Genomic DNA, 19,979 nt, shown 5'->3' with positions numbered 1-19,979 from the left:
ACCGCTAGCCGGCAGCGATTCCCGAAGGTTCCAGCATCAATTTGCTGGACAGAACCTCCTGATCCATGGGAATCGGATAGTCGCCGTCAAAGCAAGCCGTGCAGAAGTGACCGGAGTCCGCCTTCGCTGCTTCAACCATCCCCTCCTTGCTGAGATACGCGAGTGAATCAACCTTGAGCTGTTCTTCGATTTCCTTCAGCGTCAAACGGGCAGCGATCAGTTGGTCCTGGGTATCGGTGTCAATTCCGTAAAAACAAGGATGGGTGACTGGCGGGGAGCTGATCCGCATGTGCACTTCCGTGGCTCCTGCTTCTCTGAGAGCCACAACGAGCTTACGGCTCGTCGTTCCGCGCACGATGGAATCGTCAATCACCACAATGCGTTTACCAGAAAGGACATCCGGCAGTGGATTGAGCTTGACGCGAATTCCTGCCTCCCGCATCGCCTGAGTCGGCTGGATGAACGTGCGACCCACATAACGGTTCTTGATCAAGCCATCGGCATAAGGAATGCCGCTGACCTGAGAAAAACCGATGGCTGCAGGAATACCGGAATCGGGCACTCCGATCACAAGATCGGCATCGACAGCGGATTCCCTGGCGAGGGTCTGACCAATTCTCTGGCGATAGCTGTAAAGAGATTCTCCAAAAAAACGACTGTCGGGTCGCGAGAAATAAATCATCTCGAACACACACAGTCGATTGGGTTGCTCAGTCCACCGCCGTCGGGACGGCTCCTGACTGCCCTCTTGAAACAGAACCAGCTCACCGGGAAGCACGTCATCGACGTACTGGGCACCGATGATCTCCAATCCACAACTCTCGCTGCTCACGACCCAGTGCCCGAACTCGGGATCACCCAATCGCCCGAACACCAGAGGCCTGATGCCGTGACCATCTCTGACAGCAAACAAGCCGATGGGCGTGCCGATCACCAGGCTGAAGGCACCCCTGCAGAGCTCGAGCGCGGCACTGATCGCCAATGACCAGTCCAGGCCGCGTTCAACGGCCTGCTGAATGGCAAAAGCAATCAGTTCTGAATCAGTGGTGGACGTGAATTCCACCTGACCATCGTCAACGGCCCTGCGAAGTTCCGCGGCATTGACAAGATTGCCGTTGTGAGCCAAAGCGAAGGCTCCCAGACGGGTCATCAGAACCACGGGCTGGGCATTGCAGACACGACTGCTGCCCGTTGTCGAATAACGGTTGTGGCCGATCGCGAGATCACCCGGCATACGGGCCAAAACGTCCTGATCGAACACCTGGCTGACCAGACCCATGTCCTTGTGAAGACAGACATTGCCTTCGTTGAACACCGCGATGCCAGCGGATTCCTGACCGCGATGCTGCAAGGCATAGAGGCCGAAATAGGCGAGATTCGCAACGGGCTGCTCCGCGGCGAGAACAGCAAAAACTCCGCAGGCCTCTTCCATGCGGTCGGGACGCTCGGCCTCAAGCAGCTGCACAGGGCGCCTCGACTTCACACTGGGCTCAAGATTCTGCATCACGCCTGAGACGTCGAGGCAAAGCCTCTTCGTGAACCTTTTGCAGGGCTTGAATCGTCCCGTTCAGAACCCTTTGTCCTGCAAGGTCAAAGCGCAAGCTCGGTTGATCGACCACACGTCCAAGCGCTTGGAGGGGAACATCCGGATGACGCTGGATCAGGCTCTGCCAGCCCTCCATCTGTTCCAACTTCACCGACACCACGACGCGAGCCCCCCCTTCCCCGAACAGGGCTCGATCAAGACGCGATGGTTGATCCTGGACCAACAGTTCAGCTCCAAGTCCCGAGGTGATGCAGCACTCGGCAAGCGCCACAGCTAAACCGCCGTCGCTGCTGTCGTGGGAGGACGCCAAAAGGCCTTCAGCAATGGCCTGACGAAGCAAAGCCTGAACCGCACGTTCAAGCGACAGATCGACGATGGGAGGACGCCCAGCCAGCCGACCAGCAACCAACTGCTGATAGCTGCTGCCAGACAGACCCAACCGGGGATCTCCCTGATCATCCAAAGGAACCCCAAGCAAAACGATCGGATCACCCGCCTGACGCCAGCCGAGACCAATCGCCCTGCTGACGTCATCAACGAGTCCCACCATGCCGATCACGGGTGTGGGATGAATCGGCTGGACGGTGCCGTCGTCGCGTCTGGTTTCGTTGTAGAGGGACACGTTTCCGCCCGTCACTGGCGTGTCGAGCTCTCGACAGGCTTGAGCAATGCCACGGCAAGCCATGGCGAGCTGCCAGTAACCCTGCGACGTCTCCGGTGAAGGGAAGTTCAGGTTGTTCGTGATCGCCAGTGGCTCTGCACCTACGCAACTGAGGTTGCGTGCGGCCTCTGCCACGGCGGCCATCGCCCCTCTCTCGGGATCGAGGGCGACCCAACGATTGGGACAATCCACCGTGGCAGCAACACCACGTGACTCCTTCTCCATTGAGTTCTGGGGGCGCAAGCGGACGACGGCCGCATCACCAGCACCGGACGACATCACGGTGTTGGCCAGAACCTGCTGGTCATACTGCCGATAGACCCAGCGTTTGCTGGCAATGGTGGGGTCATCCAGCAACCGCATCAACAGATCTCCAGGATCAGTCACATCAGATAACTCCTCCTCCCGCCAGCGCCAAAGCGCCTGAAGGTCCTCTGGCGGCTGATCCAGCAGATCGTGTTGTTGGATCGGGGTGTCATCCGCCAGAGCAGTCGCAGGCACCTCTGCGGCCACAACTCCGTGATGCAACACCCGCACCAGTGGCTCCTCGAGCACCCGACCGACCACAGCAGCCTGGAGGCCCCATCGTCGGAAACGCTCCATCAATCGATCCTCACGACCGGCCTTCACCACAAACAACATGCGTTCCTGCGATTCAGACAGCAGAAACTCATAAGGAGTCATCCCCTCCTCTCTGGCTGGCACCCGATCCAGATCCAACTCAATCCCGATTCCACCCTTGGCTGCCATCTCTGAACAGCTGCAGGTGAGACCAGCAGCACCCATGTCCTGAGCTGCCACCACATCACCGGTGTCAAAAGCCTCCAGACAGGCCTCGATCAAACCTTTCTCAAGGAAAGGATCACCAACCTGCACCGCAGGACGATCATCCAGGGAATCAGCACTGAGTTCAGCACTGGCAAAACTGGCTCCCCCCATCCCATCGCGGCCGGTGGTGCTGCCGACGTATACGACGGGATTGGCCAGACCCGCCGCACCAGAGCAAACGATCTCCTCGGTCTCCATCAGGCCAAGAGCCATGGCATTGACCAATGGATTGCCGGAATACGACGGATCAAAAACCACCTCACCGCCGACCGTTGGCACCCCGACGCAATTGCCGTAATGGGCGATACCGGCAACCACCCCCTCCATCAAACCCACATTGACGGAATCCTCAAGCGGCCCGAACCGCAGGGCGTTGAGCAACGCAATCGGCCTTGCGCCCATGGTGAAGATGTCCCGAAGGATTCCTCCAACGCCTGTGGCAGCGCCCTGAAACGGCTCCACAGCAGACGGATGATTGTGACTTTCAATCTTGAACGCCAGACGGTGACCGTCACCAAGATCCACCACACCGGCGTTTTCCCCAGGTCCAACCAAAATGTGGGGTCCCTCAGTGGGAAAGCCCCTGAGCAGAGGTCTGGAGTTGCGATAACAGCAATGCTCCGACCACATCACGCCGAACATGCCGAGCTCGACCCGATTCGGCACACGTCCCAATCGTCGACAGATCTCGTCCCAATCCCGTGGCTTCAGACCTTCCTGCCTGAGCGCTGCCACGTGGTCGTATCCAGGGGAATCAGAAAGGGAGATCAAGGCTGAAACAACGCGTGCATCCAGTGTTGCCGACAATCAGGACCATGCCCCTCAAACCCAGGGGTCGTCCTCCCTAGTTCGTGATGAACGAGGTGCTGACCAAGTTGAGTCATCCCAATCATCGAGCGGATCATCCTCCATGCGGCTCTGCGGCGGTGACCCTTCCGGTTGATCCGGCTCTTGCCATGGCGGCTCTTCCAACCAGCCCTCAAGACGATCACCCGCCCGATCACCCATCTGACGCAGTTGATCTCTCCAGCGCTGGGTTCGCCGCAGCAAATCCTCTCGAACGCTGGCTCGCGAAAGTGGCAGATCCTCAAGGCTGATCAACCCGGTGGAGACAACACCGGGCTGTTGATCAACGATGCGATCGGGAGTCAGGCGCCAACGGGAACTGCCAGGCAGACGTGGATCACTGCGGGCCAACAGATAGTGCAGGATCACACCGGAAGAGGGTTCAAACACCAGATCCACCAGAACTCCCAAACGTTCTCCCTGGCGATCCAGCACATCTGCGTCCATCAATGTGGGCAGGCGTTCCAGGGTGTTCTGATCGGTGAGCGATGGCTCCCCTCGAACAAAAATCTGCTGATCGGTGAAGCCGCAACACTGATCCAGTCGCCACACCTCCCGCGACATCCGCAGAGCTGAAGGGCGACTGACCCAGCCGAGCAGGCGATGCACCGGTGGATGCATCCAGGCTTTTACGCCGGGACCGTGGTCAAGACCGAGATCACAACGGACGGTGTGATGCAGCAGATCACTGAGCAGCAGCTGATCCGGCAAGCTCACATCAGGACCGGATCTGGACCGGCATCACCAGATAGGTGAAACCATCAGCGACATCTTCAGGCTTCAGCACAGCGGGAGTTGTCGGGGCATTGCAGTGGAGAACCACTCTGTCCACAGCCATGGCCTTCAGACCATCCAGCAGATAACGGACGTTGAAGGCAATCTGCAGCGCTTCGCCACTGAGATTGGCGGGCAGTGATTCCGACCCACTGCCAACATCCTGAGCATCGGCACTGATCTGAACGATGCCTTTGTCCGGCTCAGTGCTGAACTTGACCACGTTGTTGTGTTGATCGGCCAGCACGGCAATCCGCTCGAGCGAAGCGATCAGAGCACGGCGATCCAAGCCCAGGCTGCGGGTGAAACCATCAGGAATCAGCTGTCGATAGTTCGGATAAGTGCCTTCCAGCGTTCGGCTGGTCACCATCTGATCAGCTGCCAGAAACACCACCTGACCACGATCACAGAACAGGCTGACCGGCTCGCCGGAACGCCAACCCGCCATCATGCGCTCCACTTCGCGCAGAGAACGCGCCGGCAAGGTGACTGCAAATCCCTCTTCATCACTGTCGGAGCTGGCTGAAGGCTCGTCCTGATCCTGAAGAACGTTGTCCACTTCCAGAACAGCCAGGCGATGGCCATCCGTGGCGGCTGCTTCGAGAGCCTGTTGACGGAATTGCAGATGCACACCAGTGAGAAGCTGCTTGGCCTCATCGCCACTGCTGGCAAAGAGCGTGCCTTTGAGAGCTTCCACCAGAACCGAGGCTTGGAGTTTCAGAGTTCTGCCGCTTTCCACCATCGGCAATTCGGGGTAGTCGTCTGCGGGCATGCCGCGCATCTGATAGCTACCACTGAGGCTGTTGAGCTGAATTTGTTCTCCGGATTCCTCAGTCGCCAAAGTGATCGGCGAATCGCTCGAGAGACGATTCACAATTTCGCCGAGCAGACGGGCTGGAAGGGTGATGGCTCCGCTGCTTTCCACCTCTGCGGCCAGTGAGGTTTGAATTCCCAGATTCAGATCGAAGCCCGTCAGGCTCACACGCCCGGTACCGGCATCAGCCGTCAGCAGAACATTCGCCAGCACCGGATGTGTTGGGCGTGTTGCGACAGCACGGCTGACGAGCTGAAGAGCCGCATTGAGTTCCGCCTGAGAGCAGACCACTTTCATCGTGCCGGGGGCTTGGGGCTGTTCGAGTGCCCCACCGTTTCACAGGGATGCCCTGAACGCAATGGCAACGCCATCAATGGATCATGTTCGGCTGTTTTGTTCTTTGTATTCAAGAAATAATTAAAACAACAACCGTCGTAGAAGGGGCGGGGGAAAAGGGGAAAACGTCCATATCTGCCAGTTACAGCACTCGGTCTTGGAAGCAGAGACACGTGGAGAACGCGAAGCCGATTGTGCGGAATTTGTCGGAATTCCACTTTTCCACCAGTTGTGGACTTCGGCTTCACTTCGAATCGATCTTGTCGTGCTGGACTTTCCACAGCTCTGGGGTGTGGTTGTGTCCTCTTCTCCTCAGGCTGTTTGCCGACTGTCTCCGCAGGTTTTTGGGTCCGAACTAGAACCCCATCACCTTGGCCACCGTGTTGAGATCTGGATTCAAATCGGTATGGAAAGCCGCGTCGTTGTTGTTGATTGCACAGTCCGGGTCCTTGAGCCCATTGCCGGTGAGAACGCACACCACGGTTGCGCCCTGAGGAACCTCGTCCCTGCGTTTCAGCAGACCGGCAACGGACGCGGCGCTGGCCGGTTCGCAGAAGATGCCTTCCTCGCCGCCTAGAAGCTTGTATGCATCAATGATCTCGGCATCGGTGACATCCAGAAAGGCTCCGTTGCTGGCCTTGCGTGCAGCGATCGCTTTCTCACGATTCACCGGATTGCCAATTCGGATCGCTGTTGCAATCGTCTCCGGTTCGGTGATGGTCATCCCCTTGACCAAAGGGGCTGAACCACTGGCCTGAAAACCCATCATCCTGGGCAGCCTGCGGCTGTGACCCGCCTTCTGATACTCCTGGAAGCCCATCCAGTAGGCCGTGATGTTGCCTGCGTTGCCCATCGGGATGCAGAGCCAGTCCGGGGCCTCTCCCAACGCATCCACAATCTCGAAGGCTGCTGTTTTCTGACCTTGCAGGCGGAACGGATTCACTGAATTCACCAGGGTCACCGGGTAGGTTTTGGCCGCCTCCTGGACGATGTCGAGAGCTCGATCGAAGTTCCCCCGGATCGCGAGAACTTCAGCTCCATAGACGAGGGCCTGCGCCAGCTTTCCCTGGGCCACATAACCATCAGGGATCAGGACGAAGGCCCGCATGCCACCGCGGCGGGCATAGGCCGCTGCTGCTGCGCTGGTGTTTCCCGTGCTGGCGCAGATCACCGCTTCACAACCAGCTTCCTTCGCTTTGCTAATGGCCATCGTCATCCCCCGGTCTTTGAAAGACCCGGTGGGATTGAGACCGTCGTATTTCACAAAAACCGAAACCCCCTTGCCGATCCGTTCAGCGATCGACGGCACTGGGATGAGCGGTGTGGCTCCCTCCCGCAGTGTGATGACAGGGGTCGTGCTCGAGACGGGAAGCCAGCTCCGGTATGCCTCGATGAGGCCCGGCCAGTCCTGCATCACCGGAGTGGCTGCGAAACGCCGACGAAGGTTTTCAAACACGACTGCGGTCGTTCAGGAGGGTCTGCCGGAATCTAGGCGTCAGGGTTTTGAGCCATCCTTGAGTCCATCAAGAGGAGAGTCCGAAAAGAACTTCACCAGCCCAGCAATCGACTGAGCTTTGTCAATCACCGCGAACAGGGCTGGAAGATTGACTGCCATGACGTCATTCGGGTAGGCCTTGAGGAACGAAACGGCTGTCAGTCCGCCCTCTTCGAGCTGCAGACCGTTGACGACCCCGGCTCGGATTGCTGGAACACTGACGGTGGCTTGCGGCGTGTAGATCGGATAGATGATCTTGGCTACGCGTTTGATGATCGCGTCTCCGATTCGTGTGCTCACCAGCCTGCTTGTCAGAACCAGCGGTAAATCAATTTTCTGATTCAGCAATTTGGCCACGTCCGCTGGATCCTGGCCCGAGAGGCTGAGAAGGTTTTTCAGAAGCCCAATCGGCTCGCCTGATTTGGCGAGATGTTCGATCTCTTTCACCGGAATCGAACGGCGGAAGGCCCCGCTCACAAGAGCGACGTCTTTTGCCGCATGAGCGGATGGGCTGAAACAGAATTGACCAGCGATACCAATGCTTGCTACCAGGGCCATTGCGGTGGACCGGTGACCTCGGTTTTTAAGCATTACTCGAAGAAAATTGGTGAAAATCTAGGGCCGAACGCCTGCAGCAACCTTGACCAGACGGACAACACCTCGTTCGGCCAGACCCTTAGCCACTTTCACACCCATGCGACGTGAGGCGGGATCATTCATCACCCGAGGCAGACGTCGCATCAACAAGTCGGGATTGAACCCTGGAAGCGACTGAAGCACCTCAATTAACTGACGAATTGGCTCAAGTTGCAGCATTGGGTCACCCGATTCCATTCCCGGATTGGACATCGCAGCGGGTAGGAGACGTTTTGGCAGACCTCGACCAAGACGCTGCATCGTTGACCAGCCGATGGCATCCAAACGTTCCACCGTCGTTTCTACAAGCTGATCTCGAAGCAGACCGCCATTGGCTGAGAACAGAAAATCAAGCAGCTGGTCCAGCAGCGTGTTTAAGTCCAGTTGCGCTTCGCTTGCGGCTGACGACACCAAGTTTTCCAGGCGGGTCCAGCGGAAGGCGTCTCCGTCAAACAGCATTTCCTTGAGGCTTTGCCGCAATTGGGGATCGGGATCCTCCATTAGACGCCTGGCGAAGTAGGGATAGGCCGCTCCAAGGATTTTGAAGTCAGGGTCCACGCTCAGGGCAATCCCTTCCAGCGTCACCAGGGATCGAATGATTAAGGCGTAGTAGGGAGGAACACGGAAGGGGAATTTGTACATCACGCCGGACATGTCGTCAGTCACGGCCTTGAAGTCCATCCGGTTGACTCCCACTTCCAGCGCCTGGCTGAACACCTGTTCAAAGGCCGGCACGATCGGTTCGAGATTCACGTCTTCAGCCAGGAAGCCAAGGGTGACGAAATCCTTCGACAGCTTCCCGAAATTGCGGTTCACAAGATGAACCACCGCCTGGATCAGACCCGTGCGTGATTCCCGCGTTACCTCGCTCATCATTCCGAAATCGAGATAACAGAGACGTCCGTCGGCGATCGCCAGCAGGTTTCCGGGGTGGGGGTCAGCGTGGAAAAAACCATGTTCCAGCAGTTGCTGCAGGCTGCAGTTCACGCCCACTTGGACCATGTCGTCCGGGTCGATTCCCAGCTCGCGGACGGCCTCCAGGTTGGTGAGTTTCACCCCTTCGATCCACTCCATCGTCAGAACCCGTCGACTGGTGACCTCTCGATGAATCGTTGGGACGGCAATCCTTGGGTTCTGACGATGGAGTTCCCTGAAGCGTTCGGCGTTGTCGGCTTCGTTGAGGTAGTCCATCTCTTCGAATACCCGTTTACCCAGCTCATCAATCAGTGCGACCAGGTCGCTTCTGATCAGACCGATGTTGCTGTTGAGCCAGGCGGCGATATTGCGCACGATGTACAGATCCAGCGTGATCTGTTCACGCAGCCCAGGTCGTTGCACCTTCACAGCCACTCTCTGGCCGTTTTTGAGTACCCCTCGATGAACCTGCCCAAGGGATGCCGCTGAAATCGGCTCCCGTTCAAGATCCTCGAACAGGTCGTCCACCGGAGCGCCGAGGTCCTCCTCGATGCAGGCCATCGCCAGATCGCTGTCAAAACCTGGCAGCTGGTCCTGGAGCTGCGCCAGCTCCTCGAGCAGCACCGGGGGCACGATGTCCGGGCGGGTAGACAGTGCCTGTCCAGCCTTGATGAACGCAGGGCCGAGTTCCACCAGGAGTTCTGCGCACTCTCTGGCTCTTGAGCGGGATCGGTCTGGATTACGGAGAAGTCCAAGAAGCCAGTCGACTCCGACACCCATTAGGAAGAGCCCGATCGGTACCAAGGTTTGCCATAGACGTCGGATCAGTCGCTGGGGATGTCCGGCGTAGATCCGGGTGATGGCAGCAGGGTCATAGGTGAGCAACCCTGCGGCTTCGATGAAATCCCCGAGCTCCTCGGTCATCGGTGTGGGGTTCCGTGATTGCCCCCCCTTCTAAACGAAGTCAACCGCCGCTACGGTCGGGCCGACCACCGGTTCGTTCTGTGCTCACCGGTCTGCAGCTGCAGAACATCGCTTTGATCGACAGTCTCGAACTTGAGTTCGAGGCTGGATTCACAGTGCTCACCGGAGAGACAGGAGCTGGAAAGTCGATTCTTCTCGATGCCCTCGATGCTGTTCTTGGGGGGGCGCAAGGTGCCGCTGGTGTTCGCCTGATTCAGAGCGGCTGTGATCGGGCCAGGATCGAAGCCTGTTTCAACCTGACGCCAGCTGTTCGGAACTGGTTAACGCTCGCTGGTTTCGAGACCGACGAAGAGGATCTCCTGCTCAGCCGCGAGTGGCGGGGTCAGGACAGCCGTTACTCCAGTCGTTGTCGTCTCAATGGCACTGCTGTGAATCGACAGCAGTTGTTGGATCTGCGTCCCCTTCTGATTGATCTCACGGTTCAGGGCCAGACGCAGCAGCTGTCCAGGCCCGGACAGCAGCGTTGCTGGCTCGATCAACTCGGTGGCGCAGCGCTCGACAAGGAGCTGATTCAGGCTCGAACAGCTTGGTCGTCCTGGCATGAGGCTTTTGCTGAACTTCGCCGATATCAGGCCGAGGCCGACCATCTGATTCAGCAGCGGCAGGAACTGCAGGACTTCTTGGATCAACTTGAACATGCTGACCTGGATGATCCTGGCGAGCAGCTGATGCTTGAGCAGGAGCAGGATCGTCTGGTCTACGGGGTGAGACTTCAGGAAGGTCTGGCTGCGCTGTTGTCCCGAATCCGTGATGGCCAGGATCAGGCGCCATCTCTGACGGACCATCTGACCGCTTCCATTCAGGAGCTTCAGGCCATGGTTCAGATGGATGGATCTCTGGCTCCCGTTCGGGATCAGGTTCTGGATCTGGAGGTCGCTGTTGAGACTTTGTTGCGTGCTCTTGATCAGTACGGCATGACCCTTGAAAGTGATCCCGAGCGTCTGGATCGGTTGCAGGATCGCCTCTCCATTCTCAAGCGGCTGCAGCGGCGTCACGGTCTGGATCTGCCCGCATTGATCGAACGGCGTGATGCCTTGCGTGCCCAGTTGTCTGAAAACGGCTCTGCATGCGATCTGACGACACTTAGTCAACGAGAACTTGATGCACGCTTGCACCGGGATGCCAGCCATCAACGGCTGCATCAGATTCGTTTTCAAACCGCTCGTCGGATGGAATCATCCCTGATGGATCTGTTGCGACCCATGGGCTTGCAGCATCTGCGTTTTGAGGTCCGGCTCTCTGAAGCAGAGCCTGCCGAGCATGGATCGGATCAGGTGATGTTTCTGTTTTCAGCCAATCCAGGGCAGCCTCTGGCCCCTCTTGCAGAGGTGGCATCCGGAGGTGAGATGTCCCGTTTTCTGCTGGCGCTGAAGACGACCCTTGCTGCTGTTGATGGATCCGGCACGCTTCTCTTTGATGAGATTGATACCGGCGTCAGTGGTCGGATCAGTGGCGCCATTGGTGATCTTCTGCATTCCATGGCTCGCCACCGGCAGGTGTTCTGCGTCACCCATCAACCGCTTGTGGCTGCCAAGGCTGAACATCATTTTCGAGTCAGCAAGCACGTTTCTGACGGCATGACCCAGTCACGAGTGTCCCGACTGCGGGACACTCAGCAACGACAGCAGGAGCTGGCAGAGCTGGCTGGTGGAGATCAGGCTGACGCGTATGCAGCCAGTCTTTTGGATCGAAAGGCGGCTTGAGGTCGAAGGTTCTTCTTAAGATTCAGCGCTTACGACCGAGGCGTCATGGGGCGAGTCGCTGCCAATCGCGCTGATCGTCCGGTTCCGATCCATGACATCAGCAGTGATTCAGACGATGTGATCCGGGTTCGAGGGGCGCGTCAGCACAACCTCAAGGACGTCGACGTCACCATTCCCCGCAACAGGATGGTGGTGTTCACAGGGGTCAGCGGCAGCGGTAAGAGCTCTCTGGCTTTCGACACGATCTTTGCCGAGGGGCAACGGCGTTATGTCGAAAGTTTGTCGGCCTATGCCCGCCAGTTCCTCGGCCAGGTGGACAAGCCAGATGTTGATGCGATTGAAGGTCTCTCTCCGGCGATTTCGATCGATCAGAAATCCACGAGCCACAACCCCCGATCCACGGTTGGGACAGTCACCGAAATCCAGGACTACCTTCGCCTTCTGTTCGGACGTGCGGGAGAACCTCACTGTCCCAAATGTGATCGCTCGATCCGGCCGCAGAGCATCGACGAAATGGTCGATCAGATCCTCTTGCTTCCCGAAGGAACGCGTTATCAGCTTCTGGCACCAGTGGTGCGTGGCAAGAAGGGAACCCACAGCAAGTTGATCAGTGGTCTGGCGGCCGAGGGTTTCGCTCGGGTGCGGATCAACGGCGATGTGCGTGAACTGGCGGACAACATCGAACTAGACAAGAACCACATTCACAACATCGAGGTGGTTGTGGATCGATTGGTTTCTCGAGAGGGGATCCAGGAACGACTGACTGATTCGCTTCGAACCGCTCTGAAGCGCGGGGATGGTCTGGCGCTTGTGGAGGTTGTTCCCAAAACAGGCGAAGAGCTGCCCGAGGGGATTGATCGCGAACGGCTGTATTCCGAAAACTTCGCGTGCCCGGAACATGGCGCTGTGATGGAGGAGCTGTCTCCTCGCCTGTTTTCGTTCAACAGCCCCTATGGCGCTTGTCCGGCCTGCCATGGAATCGGTCATCTACGTCGATTCACCAAGGAACGGGTCATCCCCGATCCCACGCAGCCCGTCTATGCAGCCGTGGCTCCCTGGAGTGACAAGGACAACAGCTATTACTTCTCCCTCCTCTATTCCGTGGGGGAGGCTTTCGGCTTCGAAATCAAAACCCCCTGGAATGAGCTCACCGATGAGCAGAGGGATGTTCTGCTGAATGGCAGCCGCGAGCCGATTCTGATTCAGGCGGACAGTCGCTATCGAAAAGGCAAGGGCGGATACACCCGTCCATTTGAGGGGATCCTGCCGATTCTTGAACGCCAGCTCAGGGATGCGAGCGGTGAGGCGATTCGCCAAAAACTTGAGAAGTATCTCGAGCTGGTTCCTTGTGAATCCTGCAACGGTCAGCGTCTGCGACCGGAGGCGTTGGCTGTGCGTGTGGGTCCGTATCGGATCACTGAACTGACATCTGTCAGCGTTTCCGAGACCCTCGAGCGGATCGAACGCCTCATGGGGGTAGGAGCGTTTGAGAATGAGGATCCTCTGCTCAACCCTCGACAGATCCAGATCGGGGATCTTGTGCTGCGGGAAATTCGATTGCGGCTTCGTTTTCTTCTGGACGTCGGGCTGGATTACCTCAGTCTTGACCGTCCGGCGATGACGCTGTCCGGAGGTGAAGCGCAGCGGATCCGCCTGGCGACTCAGATTGGTGCTGGTCTGACGGGTGTTCTTTACGTTCTCGATGAACCCAGCATCGGCTTACACCAGCGCGATAACGATCGCCTGTTGAGCACCCTGATGCGCCTGAGAGATCTGGGCAACACGCTTGTGGTCGTCGAGCACGACGAAGACACGATTCGTGCTGCGGATCACCTTGTGGACATCGGTCCAGGTGCCGGTGTTCACGGAGGTCACATCGTCGCGGAAGGGTCTGTGGATGATCTTCTGTCCAGTGAAGCCTCACTCACCGGTGCCTATCTCAGTGGTCGCCGTTCGATTCCAACCCCAGCGGAACGGCGCAACACCACCACGCGCAAACTGCAGCTGATCGATTGCAATCGCAACAACCTTCGCAACCTCACCGTTGAATTTCCTTTAGGCCGCCTGGTGGCGGTGACCGGTGTCAGCGGTAGTGGCAAGAGCACGCTTGTGAATGAGCTGCTGCATCCCGCTCTTGAAAATGGCCTTGGACTGAAAGTTCCCTTTCCCCATGGTCTTGGCGAGCTTCGGGGCATCAAGTCCATCGACAAGGTGATCGTGATCGACCAGAGCCCGATCGGTCGCACGCCTCGATCCAACCCGGCCACTTACACCGGAGCCTTTGATCCGATCCGTCAGGTGTTTGCGGCCACCGTGGAAGCCAAGGCCCGTGGATATCAGGTCGGCCAGTTCAGCTTCAACGTCAAAGGTGGGCGCTGCGAATCCTGTCGCGGTCAGGGGGTGAATGTGATCGAGATGAATTTTCTTCCCGATGTCTACGTCCAGTGCGACGTCTGCAAGGGCGCCCGTTTCAATCGGGAGACCTTGCAGGTCACTTACAAGGGTTTCACCATCGCTGATGTTCTGCAGATGACGGTGGAACAGGCAGCAGATGTGTTTTCTGCGATTCCACAGGCTGCTGACCGTTTGCGAACCCTTGTGGATGTGGGACTGGGATATGTCCGCTTGGGTCAGCCCGCGCCGACCTTGTCAGGTGGTGAAGCCCAGAGAGTGAAGCTGGCGACGGAGCTTTCACGGCGAGCCACCGGTAAGACGCTTTATCTGATCGACGAGCCCACAACAGGTTTGAGTTTTTACGACGTGCACAAGCTGATGGAGGTGATGCAGCGGTTGGTCGATAAGGGAAATTCCATCATTTGCATTGAGCACAATCTGGATGTGATCCGTTGTTCCGACTGGATCATTGATCTCGGTCCTGAAGGGGGTGATAAGGGCGGCGAGGTTCTGGTCACTGGCACGCCTGAAGAGGTCGCCCAGCATCCGACTAGTCATACGGGCCGCTATCTCAGCCGCGTGTTGGAGCAGCATCCGCCAGAGATTCCTTCAATCGCCGCCTGATGGTTCGTTCCCGCTCCTACTGGGCTGCTTTGTTCAGCAGTCTTTCTCTCACTCTCTTGAGCGCACCTGTGTCTGCGCTGGAGCGGCTGGTTTTGAGGATGCCGATTCTGGAAACCAGCATCACCATCAATCTGGGTGAGGTGGAGAGTGCGGCCCAGCTGATTCGCTCCAGCCCTGATCTTGAGGATCTGCAAAGGGCGAGTGGAGGCCAGCTTCTTTCGCTGCTTGAAACGATCTTTCTGGCGCCCCTTCCAGTGGAGACCCGCCTTTTTCTGGAAGGGTCATCCGGTCAACCCCTTCTTGAGCAGGCTCTGCTTGCAGCAGCCTCTCTCGTGAAGCTTGAGGGGGTGGATCTGCCTCCCGATGGCAGAACTCTCACGGATGCACTCATCCGTGCGGAGCGCAAGGGACAAGCCAACGTGCTCGGATTTCTGCGCGAGATGCCAGGACAGGAGGCCTCTGTTGATCTCTCTCAGCTGGCGACCATGGCGAACCGTCTCATGACGAACATGCAGGAAGGTGCGGCTCTGGCGAAAGCCGGCCCGGCCGTCTCAACGAGCTCCGCTCTTCAGGGCAAGCTTCGCCAAGGCTGGATTCGATCACAGCTGATGCTGCCGGTCTCCCATCGGCCAGAACCACTGCGGGTGCTGTTGCTCTCACCGAAAGGCCCCGCTAACGGTCGCCTCGTGGCCATTTCCCATGGTCTCTGGGATGACCCGGAATCATTTGAGGGCTGGGGTGAATTCCTGGCGACAGCGGGCTACACCGTCCTGATGCCGGATCATCCCGGCAGTGACTTCACGCAACAGAAGGCGATGCTGGCGGGTGATCGTCCACCCCCAGGTCCCAAGGAACTTCTTTTGCGGCCTCGCGATATCTCTGCATTGCTGGATGCTGTTGAGTCTGGAAAACTGCTTTCTGGGCAGTCCCTGAACACGCAATCCGTGGCGGTGGTCGGACATTCCTGGGGTGCCACCACCAGTCTTCAGCTGGCCGGCGGTGCCCCTATCGAGAGAAAGTTGGTCTCTCGCTGCAGTGATCTCTCAGCCCCTGAGCGGAACATCAGCTGGGTGTTGCAATGCAGCTGGTTGTCTGGAATTGAGCAGGCAGCTGTGTCTGATTCGCGGGTCAAAGCCGTGGTGGCAGTCAGCCCGCCGCTCCGTCTCCTGTTCGACCCCGGCAGTGCGTCACGTCTCAGTGCCAAGGTGCTGCTTGTCAGCGGTACCAGGGACTGGGTGGTTCCTTCAGGTCCCGAGGCGATTGCTCCGATGCGAACGTCAGGTGCCGTGCGTGAAGGTCACAGGCTGGTGCTGGTGAAGGGTGCGGATCACTTCAGCCTGCGCAGCTTCCGCGATGAGAAACAACCGGCCATCGCGGCCCCAATGATTTTGGCCTGGGTTAATGAGCAGTTGGGTGTTGAAAGCCCCGGTCCATCTGGCTCGTTGCGGTTCAGCTCTGGTGGCTGGGGAAACCAAATATTGCCTTTAATTGACATCAGTGATGCGCTCTGACATTTCAGATCAGTTACAAATTCAGCCTCACTAACGATCGCTTCGTCTAGTCAATTGACCTCCAGAACCCCAGTCTGGGAGCGAGTTCTGGAGAATGCTCAACGTTTATCCTCTCGACATCAAATATTTTTTTCATCTTTAACGCCCTCTTTCGACCCTAAACAAAAACATGAAGGCACTTGTGCTTTCGGCTGTTTGGGAGGTCTTGCATATGGGCATCCGGCTGTTGCATCTGCATCTGCATGGGCTTCTGCGGTCCAGGGATCTGGAACTTGGTCGTGATGCTGATACCGGTGGACAGACCCTTTACGTCCTGGATCTGGTGCGCAGCCTGGCCAAACGGCCTGAGGTTGAACAGGTCGACGTCGTGACGCGCCTGGTTAAGGATTCCAATGTTGCGGGCGACTATGGCTGTCCCCAGGAGCTGATTGTTCCAGGTGCTCGCATTCTGCGGATTCCGTTTGGCCCAGATGGTTATCTCCGCAAGGAATTGCTTTGGCCATATCTGCAGGAACTAGCCGATCGGCTGGTGCAGCATCTACGCCGGCCTGGCCAAGGGGTTGATTGGTTGCATGCCCACTACGCCGATGCCGGATGCGTGGGGGCGATTGTCAGTCGACGACTGGGAATTCCGCTGATCTTCACAGGTCACTCCCTCGGCTGTGAAAAGCGGCGACGGTTGTTGGCAGCAGGGCTTGATCTCCAGCAAGTTGAACAGTCGTATGCAATGAGCTCTCGTATCAAGGCCGAGGAGCGGGCCCTGGCTCAGGCTGATCTGGTGATCACCAGTACGCGACAGGAGGCTGATCACCAATATTCCTGTTATTGCCAGTACAGCCGAGATCGTGCCGTGGTGGTGCCACCTGGAGTTGATGCGACCCGTTTCCATCCCAATGGATCTCCTCAGGAGCGCGCGAGCGTGGAGACATTGCTGAGTCCGTTCCTGAGGGTTCCCGAGAAACCACCACTTTTGGCAATTTCGAGAGCCGTTCGCCGCAAAAACATTCCCGCTCTCGTTGAGGCCTTTGGACGTTCAACAGAGCTTCGAGAGCGTCACAATCTGGTGCTCATCCTTGGCTGTCGCGATGATCTTCAGCAGCAGGAAGCGCAGCAGCGCAGAGTGTTTCAGCAGCTCTTCGACCTTGTTGACCGCTATGAGCTGTATGGAATTGTGGCTTATCCAAAACGGCATCGTCGCGGCCAGATTCCAGCGCTTTATCGGTGGGCGGCCCACCGCAAGGGCATGTTTGTCAATCCGGCTTTGACGGAACCCTTTGGACTCACCCTCTTGGAGGCCGCAGCCTGCGGCTTGCCGATGGTGGCCACGAATGATGGAGGGCCGCGCGATATCCACGCCCGTTGCAACAACGGTCTTCTTGTTGATGTGACCAATCCCGTCGATCTGCAGACATCCCTGGAACAGGTTTCGGCTGATTCAGAGCGTTGGACTCGATGGAGTGAAAACGGTCTGAACTCCGTCAATCGTCACTTCAGCTGGGATGCCCATGTCGATTCCTATCTGGCTCTCCTGCAACAGCAGCATCACCACGTTTCCTCGCTGGGCTCTGTGGCAGCTCCCGTCCCAGTCGCTTGGACCAAGCATCAACGTTCCCTCGTCAGTTCGATCGCACCTTGATGCAGGCAGCTGCACGGTCTGCTTTTGAGCGGGCCTCAGTCAACTGTTCAGCGCTGGCCAGCGCCACACCCATGCGTCGGCCTGGTCGGGCACTCGGTTTGCCGAAGAGGAGCACCTTGGTGTCTGGTTCTGCAAGGGCATCCTCCACGCCCGCGTAGCTCACGGATTGCAAAGCCTGTTCAGCGAGAATCACCCGGCTTGCCGCAGCGTCCGCTGTTCGCAGTTTTGGAATTGGCAGATTGAGAACCGCACGTAGATGGAGCTCGAATTCACTCAGGTTTTGGCTGATCAGCGTCACCAGACCCGTGTCGTGAGGACGTGGTGAAAGTTCGGAGAAAATCACCTCTTCATCGCAGAGGAAAAACTCAACGCCGAACAGACCAACCCCACCGAGATGGTCTGTCACGGTGCGGGCCATTGCCTGCGCCTGATTGAGTTGCCGGGGGCTGAGCTCGGCTGGTTGCCAGCTGCATTGATAGTCGCCCCGTTCTTGTTCGTGTCCGATTGGTGGGCAAAAAAGGGTTTCGCCACTGTGTTGACGCACGGTGAGAAGGGTGATCTCCAGGTTGAACTGCAAAAATTCCTCCACGATCACGCGCGTTGAGATGCCACGCGCACCATCCATGGCGTTGGACCAAGCATTCGCCAGTCCTTCCGGACCCTCAACGATGCTTTGCCCTTTACCTGAAGAACTCATCACAGGTTTCACCACCACAGGCCACCCCAGTGGTTCTGCTGCCTGGATCAGTTCTTCGACACTGCTGGCATAGGCGAAGCGAGCGGTTCGCAGAGCGAGGTCTCCTGCGGCTAAATCTCGGATCTGATCACGGTTCATCGTCACAGCCGTGGCGTTGGCTGTGGGAATGATCGTGATGCCTTCCTGCTCCAATTCCGCCAGGGCGCTGACGGCGAGGGCTTCAATTTCTGGGATCACCACATCGGGGCGGTGACGCCGTACGACCTCCAGCAGAGCCTGGGCATCAGTCATGTCCAGAACCTCTGCGAGATCGGCGACTTGCATCGCTGGAGCACCGCCATAGCGATCACAGGCGATGACCCTGCATCCCAGTCGTTGGGCTGCAATGACAACCTCTTTTCCTAGTTCTCCGCTTCCCAGAAGCATCACGGTGCGGGGAAAGAGGCTCATGACTGGCTTCTGTGGCGGTGACACCAATCAACCAGAGCACCGGAAGGAGCCCTTGTAATCAATCACTGATCCATCCAGTGATTGATTTGAATTTTGTCGTCATCAGCCCAATGAGCTATTACTGAAGAATGACGTTCAACACATCATGTCTCAGTGGACTGGCTCAACGGATCCCACTACAACAGAAACAACAACATCATATATTCCAGATAGCACAACACAATATTCATGGATATTTAGTTTCGGCGCCGGAGATGCCGAGGTAAAATCAAAAAAAAGTGGCAACAAAGCCTTTGTTTTTGATCCAGAAGATGGTACCGATATCATCGCTTTTTCGGATCGAGCTGATCGTTTTATTGGATCAATGAATCTGAAAAAGCTTGCCAAACAATTCAAGACATATTATGAAGAAAGTGATTTACCGGAGGGAGTCATCACCAGTTATCAAGACGATGGAGAATGGCATAATCATGCGGTCACAATTAAAAATGTCAAGAAAAAAAATGGCAAGTATCATATAAAAGCTGAGACATCTTCTGATTGGCCTGATTATCAGGACACTCTTCATTCAGCAAATTTCTTCATGGATTCATGGGAAGCTGAAGCGACAGATACTTCTTATTACGTGCCTGGGGTAACAGTCTCATCATCCATCACAAGCACAAATCATGTTGCAGCCCATTTCTTGATGGATTATGGTCAGATTTAAGATTTAACCGTTAGTATTTTTGTTTTGGCTGCGAATTTCTCCAATTAACCAAACGGCGATAAAGCCAATTGAGGAGATTCCGAAATAAACAAGTCCCCAGCGCAAAACCCTGTCTGGGTCTGACGCTGCAGCGGACAATAGATCGGCCACGGTTGAGAGCAATTGTTCCATTTAATCGTCTAAATCGGGCATCAATGTGAGCTGACGCACAGGGGATTCTTCGCTAATGAATCCCCATGCTTTGAACACAGCAGCATCTGGATGGGTGATGCGTTGTTCAGTTCCATTGCGGTTCAACACAAAACCTTCATCGGCCATCCGCCGCATCAAGCTGGCGGATTCCTCAAATCGAGCAGCCATGGCCTCAAGGCTGGCGCAATCGCCGGTCAGTCCTTTTTCTCTCCAGGTGAAGTACGTCAT

General features: G+C 57.0%; 14 protein-coding genes and 1 pseudogene. 5 read left to right on the top strand and 10 right to left on the bottom strand.

The window, feature by feature from the left end:
- Positions 1-4: 4 nt before the first annotated feature.
- The 7 genes from purF to SYN9616_RS0111595 form a co-directional block, all read right to left on the bottom strand.
- Positions 5-1,504 (bottom strand): amidophosphoribosyltransferase, encoded by a 1,500-nt coding sequence (purF, locus tag SYN9616_RS0111625; RefSeq protein WP_028953236.1) that lies wholly within the window; start codon positions 1,502-1,504, stop codon positions 5-7.
- Entirely contained in the window at positions 1,491-3,806 is a 2,316-nt protein-coding gene (gene purL, locus SYN9616_RS0111620) for a phosphoribosylformylglycinamidine synthase subunit PurL (protein ID WP_156918906.1), read from the bottom strand. The genes purF and purL overlap by 14 nt, the downstream gene beginning before the upstream one ends.
- A 51-nt stretch (positions 3,807-3,857) precedes the next feature.
- Entirely contained in the window at positions 3,858-4,598 is a 741-nt protein-coding gene (locus tag SYN9616_RS0111615) for a hypothetical protein (protein WP_028953234.1), read from the bottom strand.
- Position 4,599: 1 nt separating this feature from the next.
- Complete coding sequence (gene dnaN, locus SYN9616_RS0111610) at positions 4,600-5,766, bottom strand: DNA polymerase III subunit beta (RefSeq protein ID WP_028953233.1); 1,167 nt, start codon at positions 5,764-5,766, stop codon at positions 4,600-4,602.
- A gap of 394 nt (positions 5,767-6,160) precedes the next feature.
- Positions 6,161-7,219, bottom strand: coding sequence for a threonine synthase (thrC, locus tag SYN9616_RS0111605; protein ID WP_037991514.1), 1,059 nt, complete (start codon positions 7,217-7,219; stop codon positions 6,161-6,163).
- Between the two features lie 81 nt (positions 7,220-7,300).
- Entirely contained in the window at positions 7,301-7,858 is a 558-nt protein-coding gene (locus SYN9616_RS0111600) for an alpha/beta hydrolase (RefSeq protein WP_232200371.1), read from the bottom strand.
- Between the two features lie 57 nt (positions 7,859-7,915).
- The gene (locus SYN9616_RS0111595; protein ID WP_028953230.1) at positions 7,916-9,775 is read right to left on the bottom strand and encodes an AarF/ABC1/UbiB kinase family protein; all 1,860 of its coding nucleotides are present in this window, start codon (positions 9,773-9,775) and stop codon (positions 7,916-7,918) included.
- 80 nt (positions 9,776-9,855) lie between these two features.
- On the opposite strand from SYN9616_RS0111595, the gene recN reads away from it, so the two are divergent.
- The 4 genes and pseudogenes from recN to SYN9616_RS15775 all read left to right on the top strand — a co-directional run.
- Positions 9,856-11,538 (top strand): DNA repair protein RecN, encoded by a 1,683-nt coding sequence (gene recN / locus SYN9616_RS0111590; protein WP_028953229.1) that lies wholly within the window; start codon positions 9,856-9,858, stop codon positions 11,536-11,538.
- Positions 11,539-11,583: 45 nt separating this feature from the next.
- Positions 11,584-14,556 (top strand): excinuclease ABC subunit UvrA, encoded by a 2,973-nt coding sequence (gene uvrA / locus SYN9616_RS0111585; protein ID WP_028953228.1) that lies wholly within the window; start codon positions 11,584-11,586, stop codon positions 14,554-14,556.
- Positions 14,556-16,067 carry an alpha/beta fold hydrolase gene (locus SYN9616_RS0111580; protein ID WP_028953227.1) on the top strand — a complete coding sequence of 504 codons (1,512 nt, stop codon included), beginning with the start codon at positions 14,556-14,558 and terminating at the stop codon, positions 16,065-16,067. Before uvrA ends, SYN9616_RS0111580 begins: the two co-directional genes overlap by 1 nt.
- Before the next feature lie 211 nt (positions 16,068-16,278).
- Positions 16,279-17,634 (top strand): annotated as a pseudogene (locus SYN9616_RS15775) (glycosyltransferase); the annotation flags it as partial.
- Between the two features lie 49 nt (positions 17,635-17,683).
- On the opposite strand, the gene purT reads toward SYN9616_RS15775, so the two are convergent.
- Entirely contained in the window at positions 17,684-18,850 is a 1,167-nt protein-coding gene (gene purT, locus SYN9616_RS0111570; protein ID WP_028953226.1) for a formate-dependent phosphoribosylglycinamide formyltransferase, read from the bottom strand.
- Positions 18,851-18,995: 145 nt separating this feature from the next.
- Between purT and SYN9616_RS17415 the strand changes: the two genes are divergently transcribed.
- A complete protein-coding gene (locus tag SYN9616_RS17415) occupies positions 18,996-19,559 on the top strand; it encodes a hypothetical protein (protein WP_156918788.1) in 564 nt (187 codons plus the stop codon).
- 3 nt (positions 19,560-19,562) lie between these two features.
- Here SYN9616_RS17415 and SYN9616_RS17715 read toward each other — a convergent pair whose 3' ends face one another.
- Positions 19,563-19,730, bottom strand: coding sequence for a hypothetical protein (locus tag SYN9616_RS17715; protein WP_198015177.1), 168 nt, complete (start codon positions 19,728-19,730; stop codon positions 19,563-19,565).
- Positions 19,731-19,979 carry a hypothetical protein gene (locus tag SYN9616_RS0111560; protein WP_028953224.1) on the bottom strand — a complete coding sequence of 83 codons (249 nt, stop codon included), beginning with the start codon at positions 19,977-19,979 and terminating at the stop codon, positions 19,731-19,733. It lies immediately after the preceding gene.

Origin of the sequence: Synechococcus sp. CC9616 (genome assembly GCF_000515235.1) — a bacterium.
Classification (GTDB): Bacteria; Cyanobacteriota; Cyanobacteriia; order PCC-6307; family Cyanobiaceae; genus Parasynechococcus.
The sequence above is the reverse complement of the archived record's forward strand: the minus strand, read 5'-3'. Positions and strand labels throughout refer to the sequence as shown.

Bases quoted from the DNA above. Each gene is read 5' to 3' on its own strand.
- SYN9616_RS17415 (WP_156918788.1), top strand. From the start codon at position 18,996: ATGTCTCAGTGGACTGGCTCAACGGATCCCACTACAACAGAAACAACA.
- SYN9616_RS0111600 (WP_232200371.1), bottom strand. From the start codon at position 7,858: ATGGCCCTGGTAGCAAGCATTGGTATCGCTGGTCAATTCTGTTTCAGC.
- SYN9616_RS0111560 (WP_028953224.1), bottom strand. From the start codon at position 19,979: ATGACGTACTTCACCTGGAGAGAAAAAGGACTGACCGGCGATTGCGCC.
- purT (WP_028953226.1), bottom strand. From the start codon at position 18,850: ATGAGCCTCTTTCCCCGCACCGTGATGCTTCTGGGAAGCGGAGAACTA.
- thrC (WP_037991514.1), bottom strand. From the start codon at position 7,219: ATGCAGGACTGGCCGGGCCTCATCGAGGCATACCGGAGCTGGCTTCCC.
- SYN9616_RS0111595 (WP_028953230.1), bottom strand. From the start codon at position 9,775: ATGACCGAGGAGCTCGGGGATTTCATCGAAGCCGCAGGGTTGCTCACC.
- SYN9616_RS0111580 (WP_028953227.1), top strand. From the start codon at position 14,556: ATGGTTCGTTCCCGCTCCTACTGGGCTGCTTTGTTCAGCAGTCTTTCT.
- SYN9616_RS17715 (WP_198015177.1), bottom strand. From the start codon at position 19,730: ATGGAACAATTGCTCTCAACCGTGGCCGATCTATTGTCCGCTGCAGCG.
- dnaN (WP_028953233.1), bottom strand. From the start codon at position 5,766: ATGAAAGTGGTCTGCTCTCAGGCGGAACTCAATGCGGCTCTTCAGCTC.
- uvrA (WP_028953228.1), top strand. From the start codon at position 11,584: ATGGGGCGAGTCGCTGCCAATCGCGCTGATCGTCCGGTTCCGATCCAT.
- purF (WP_028953236.1), bottom strand. From the start codon at position 1,504: ATGCAGAATCTTGAGCCCAGTGTGAAGTCGAGGCGCCCTGTGCAGCTG.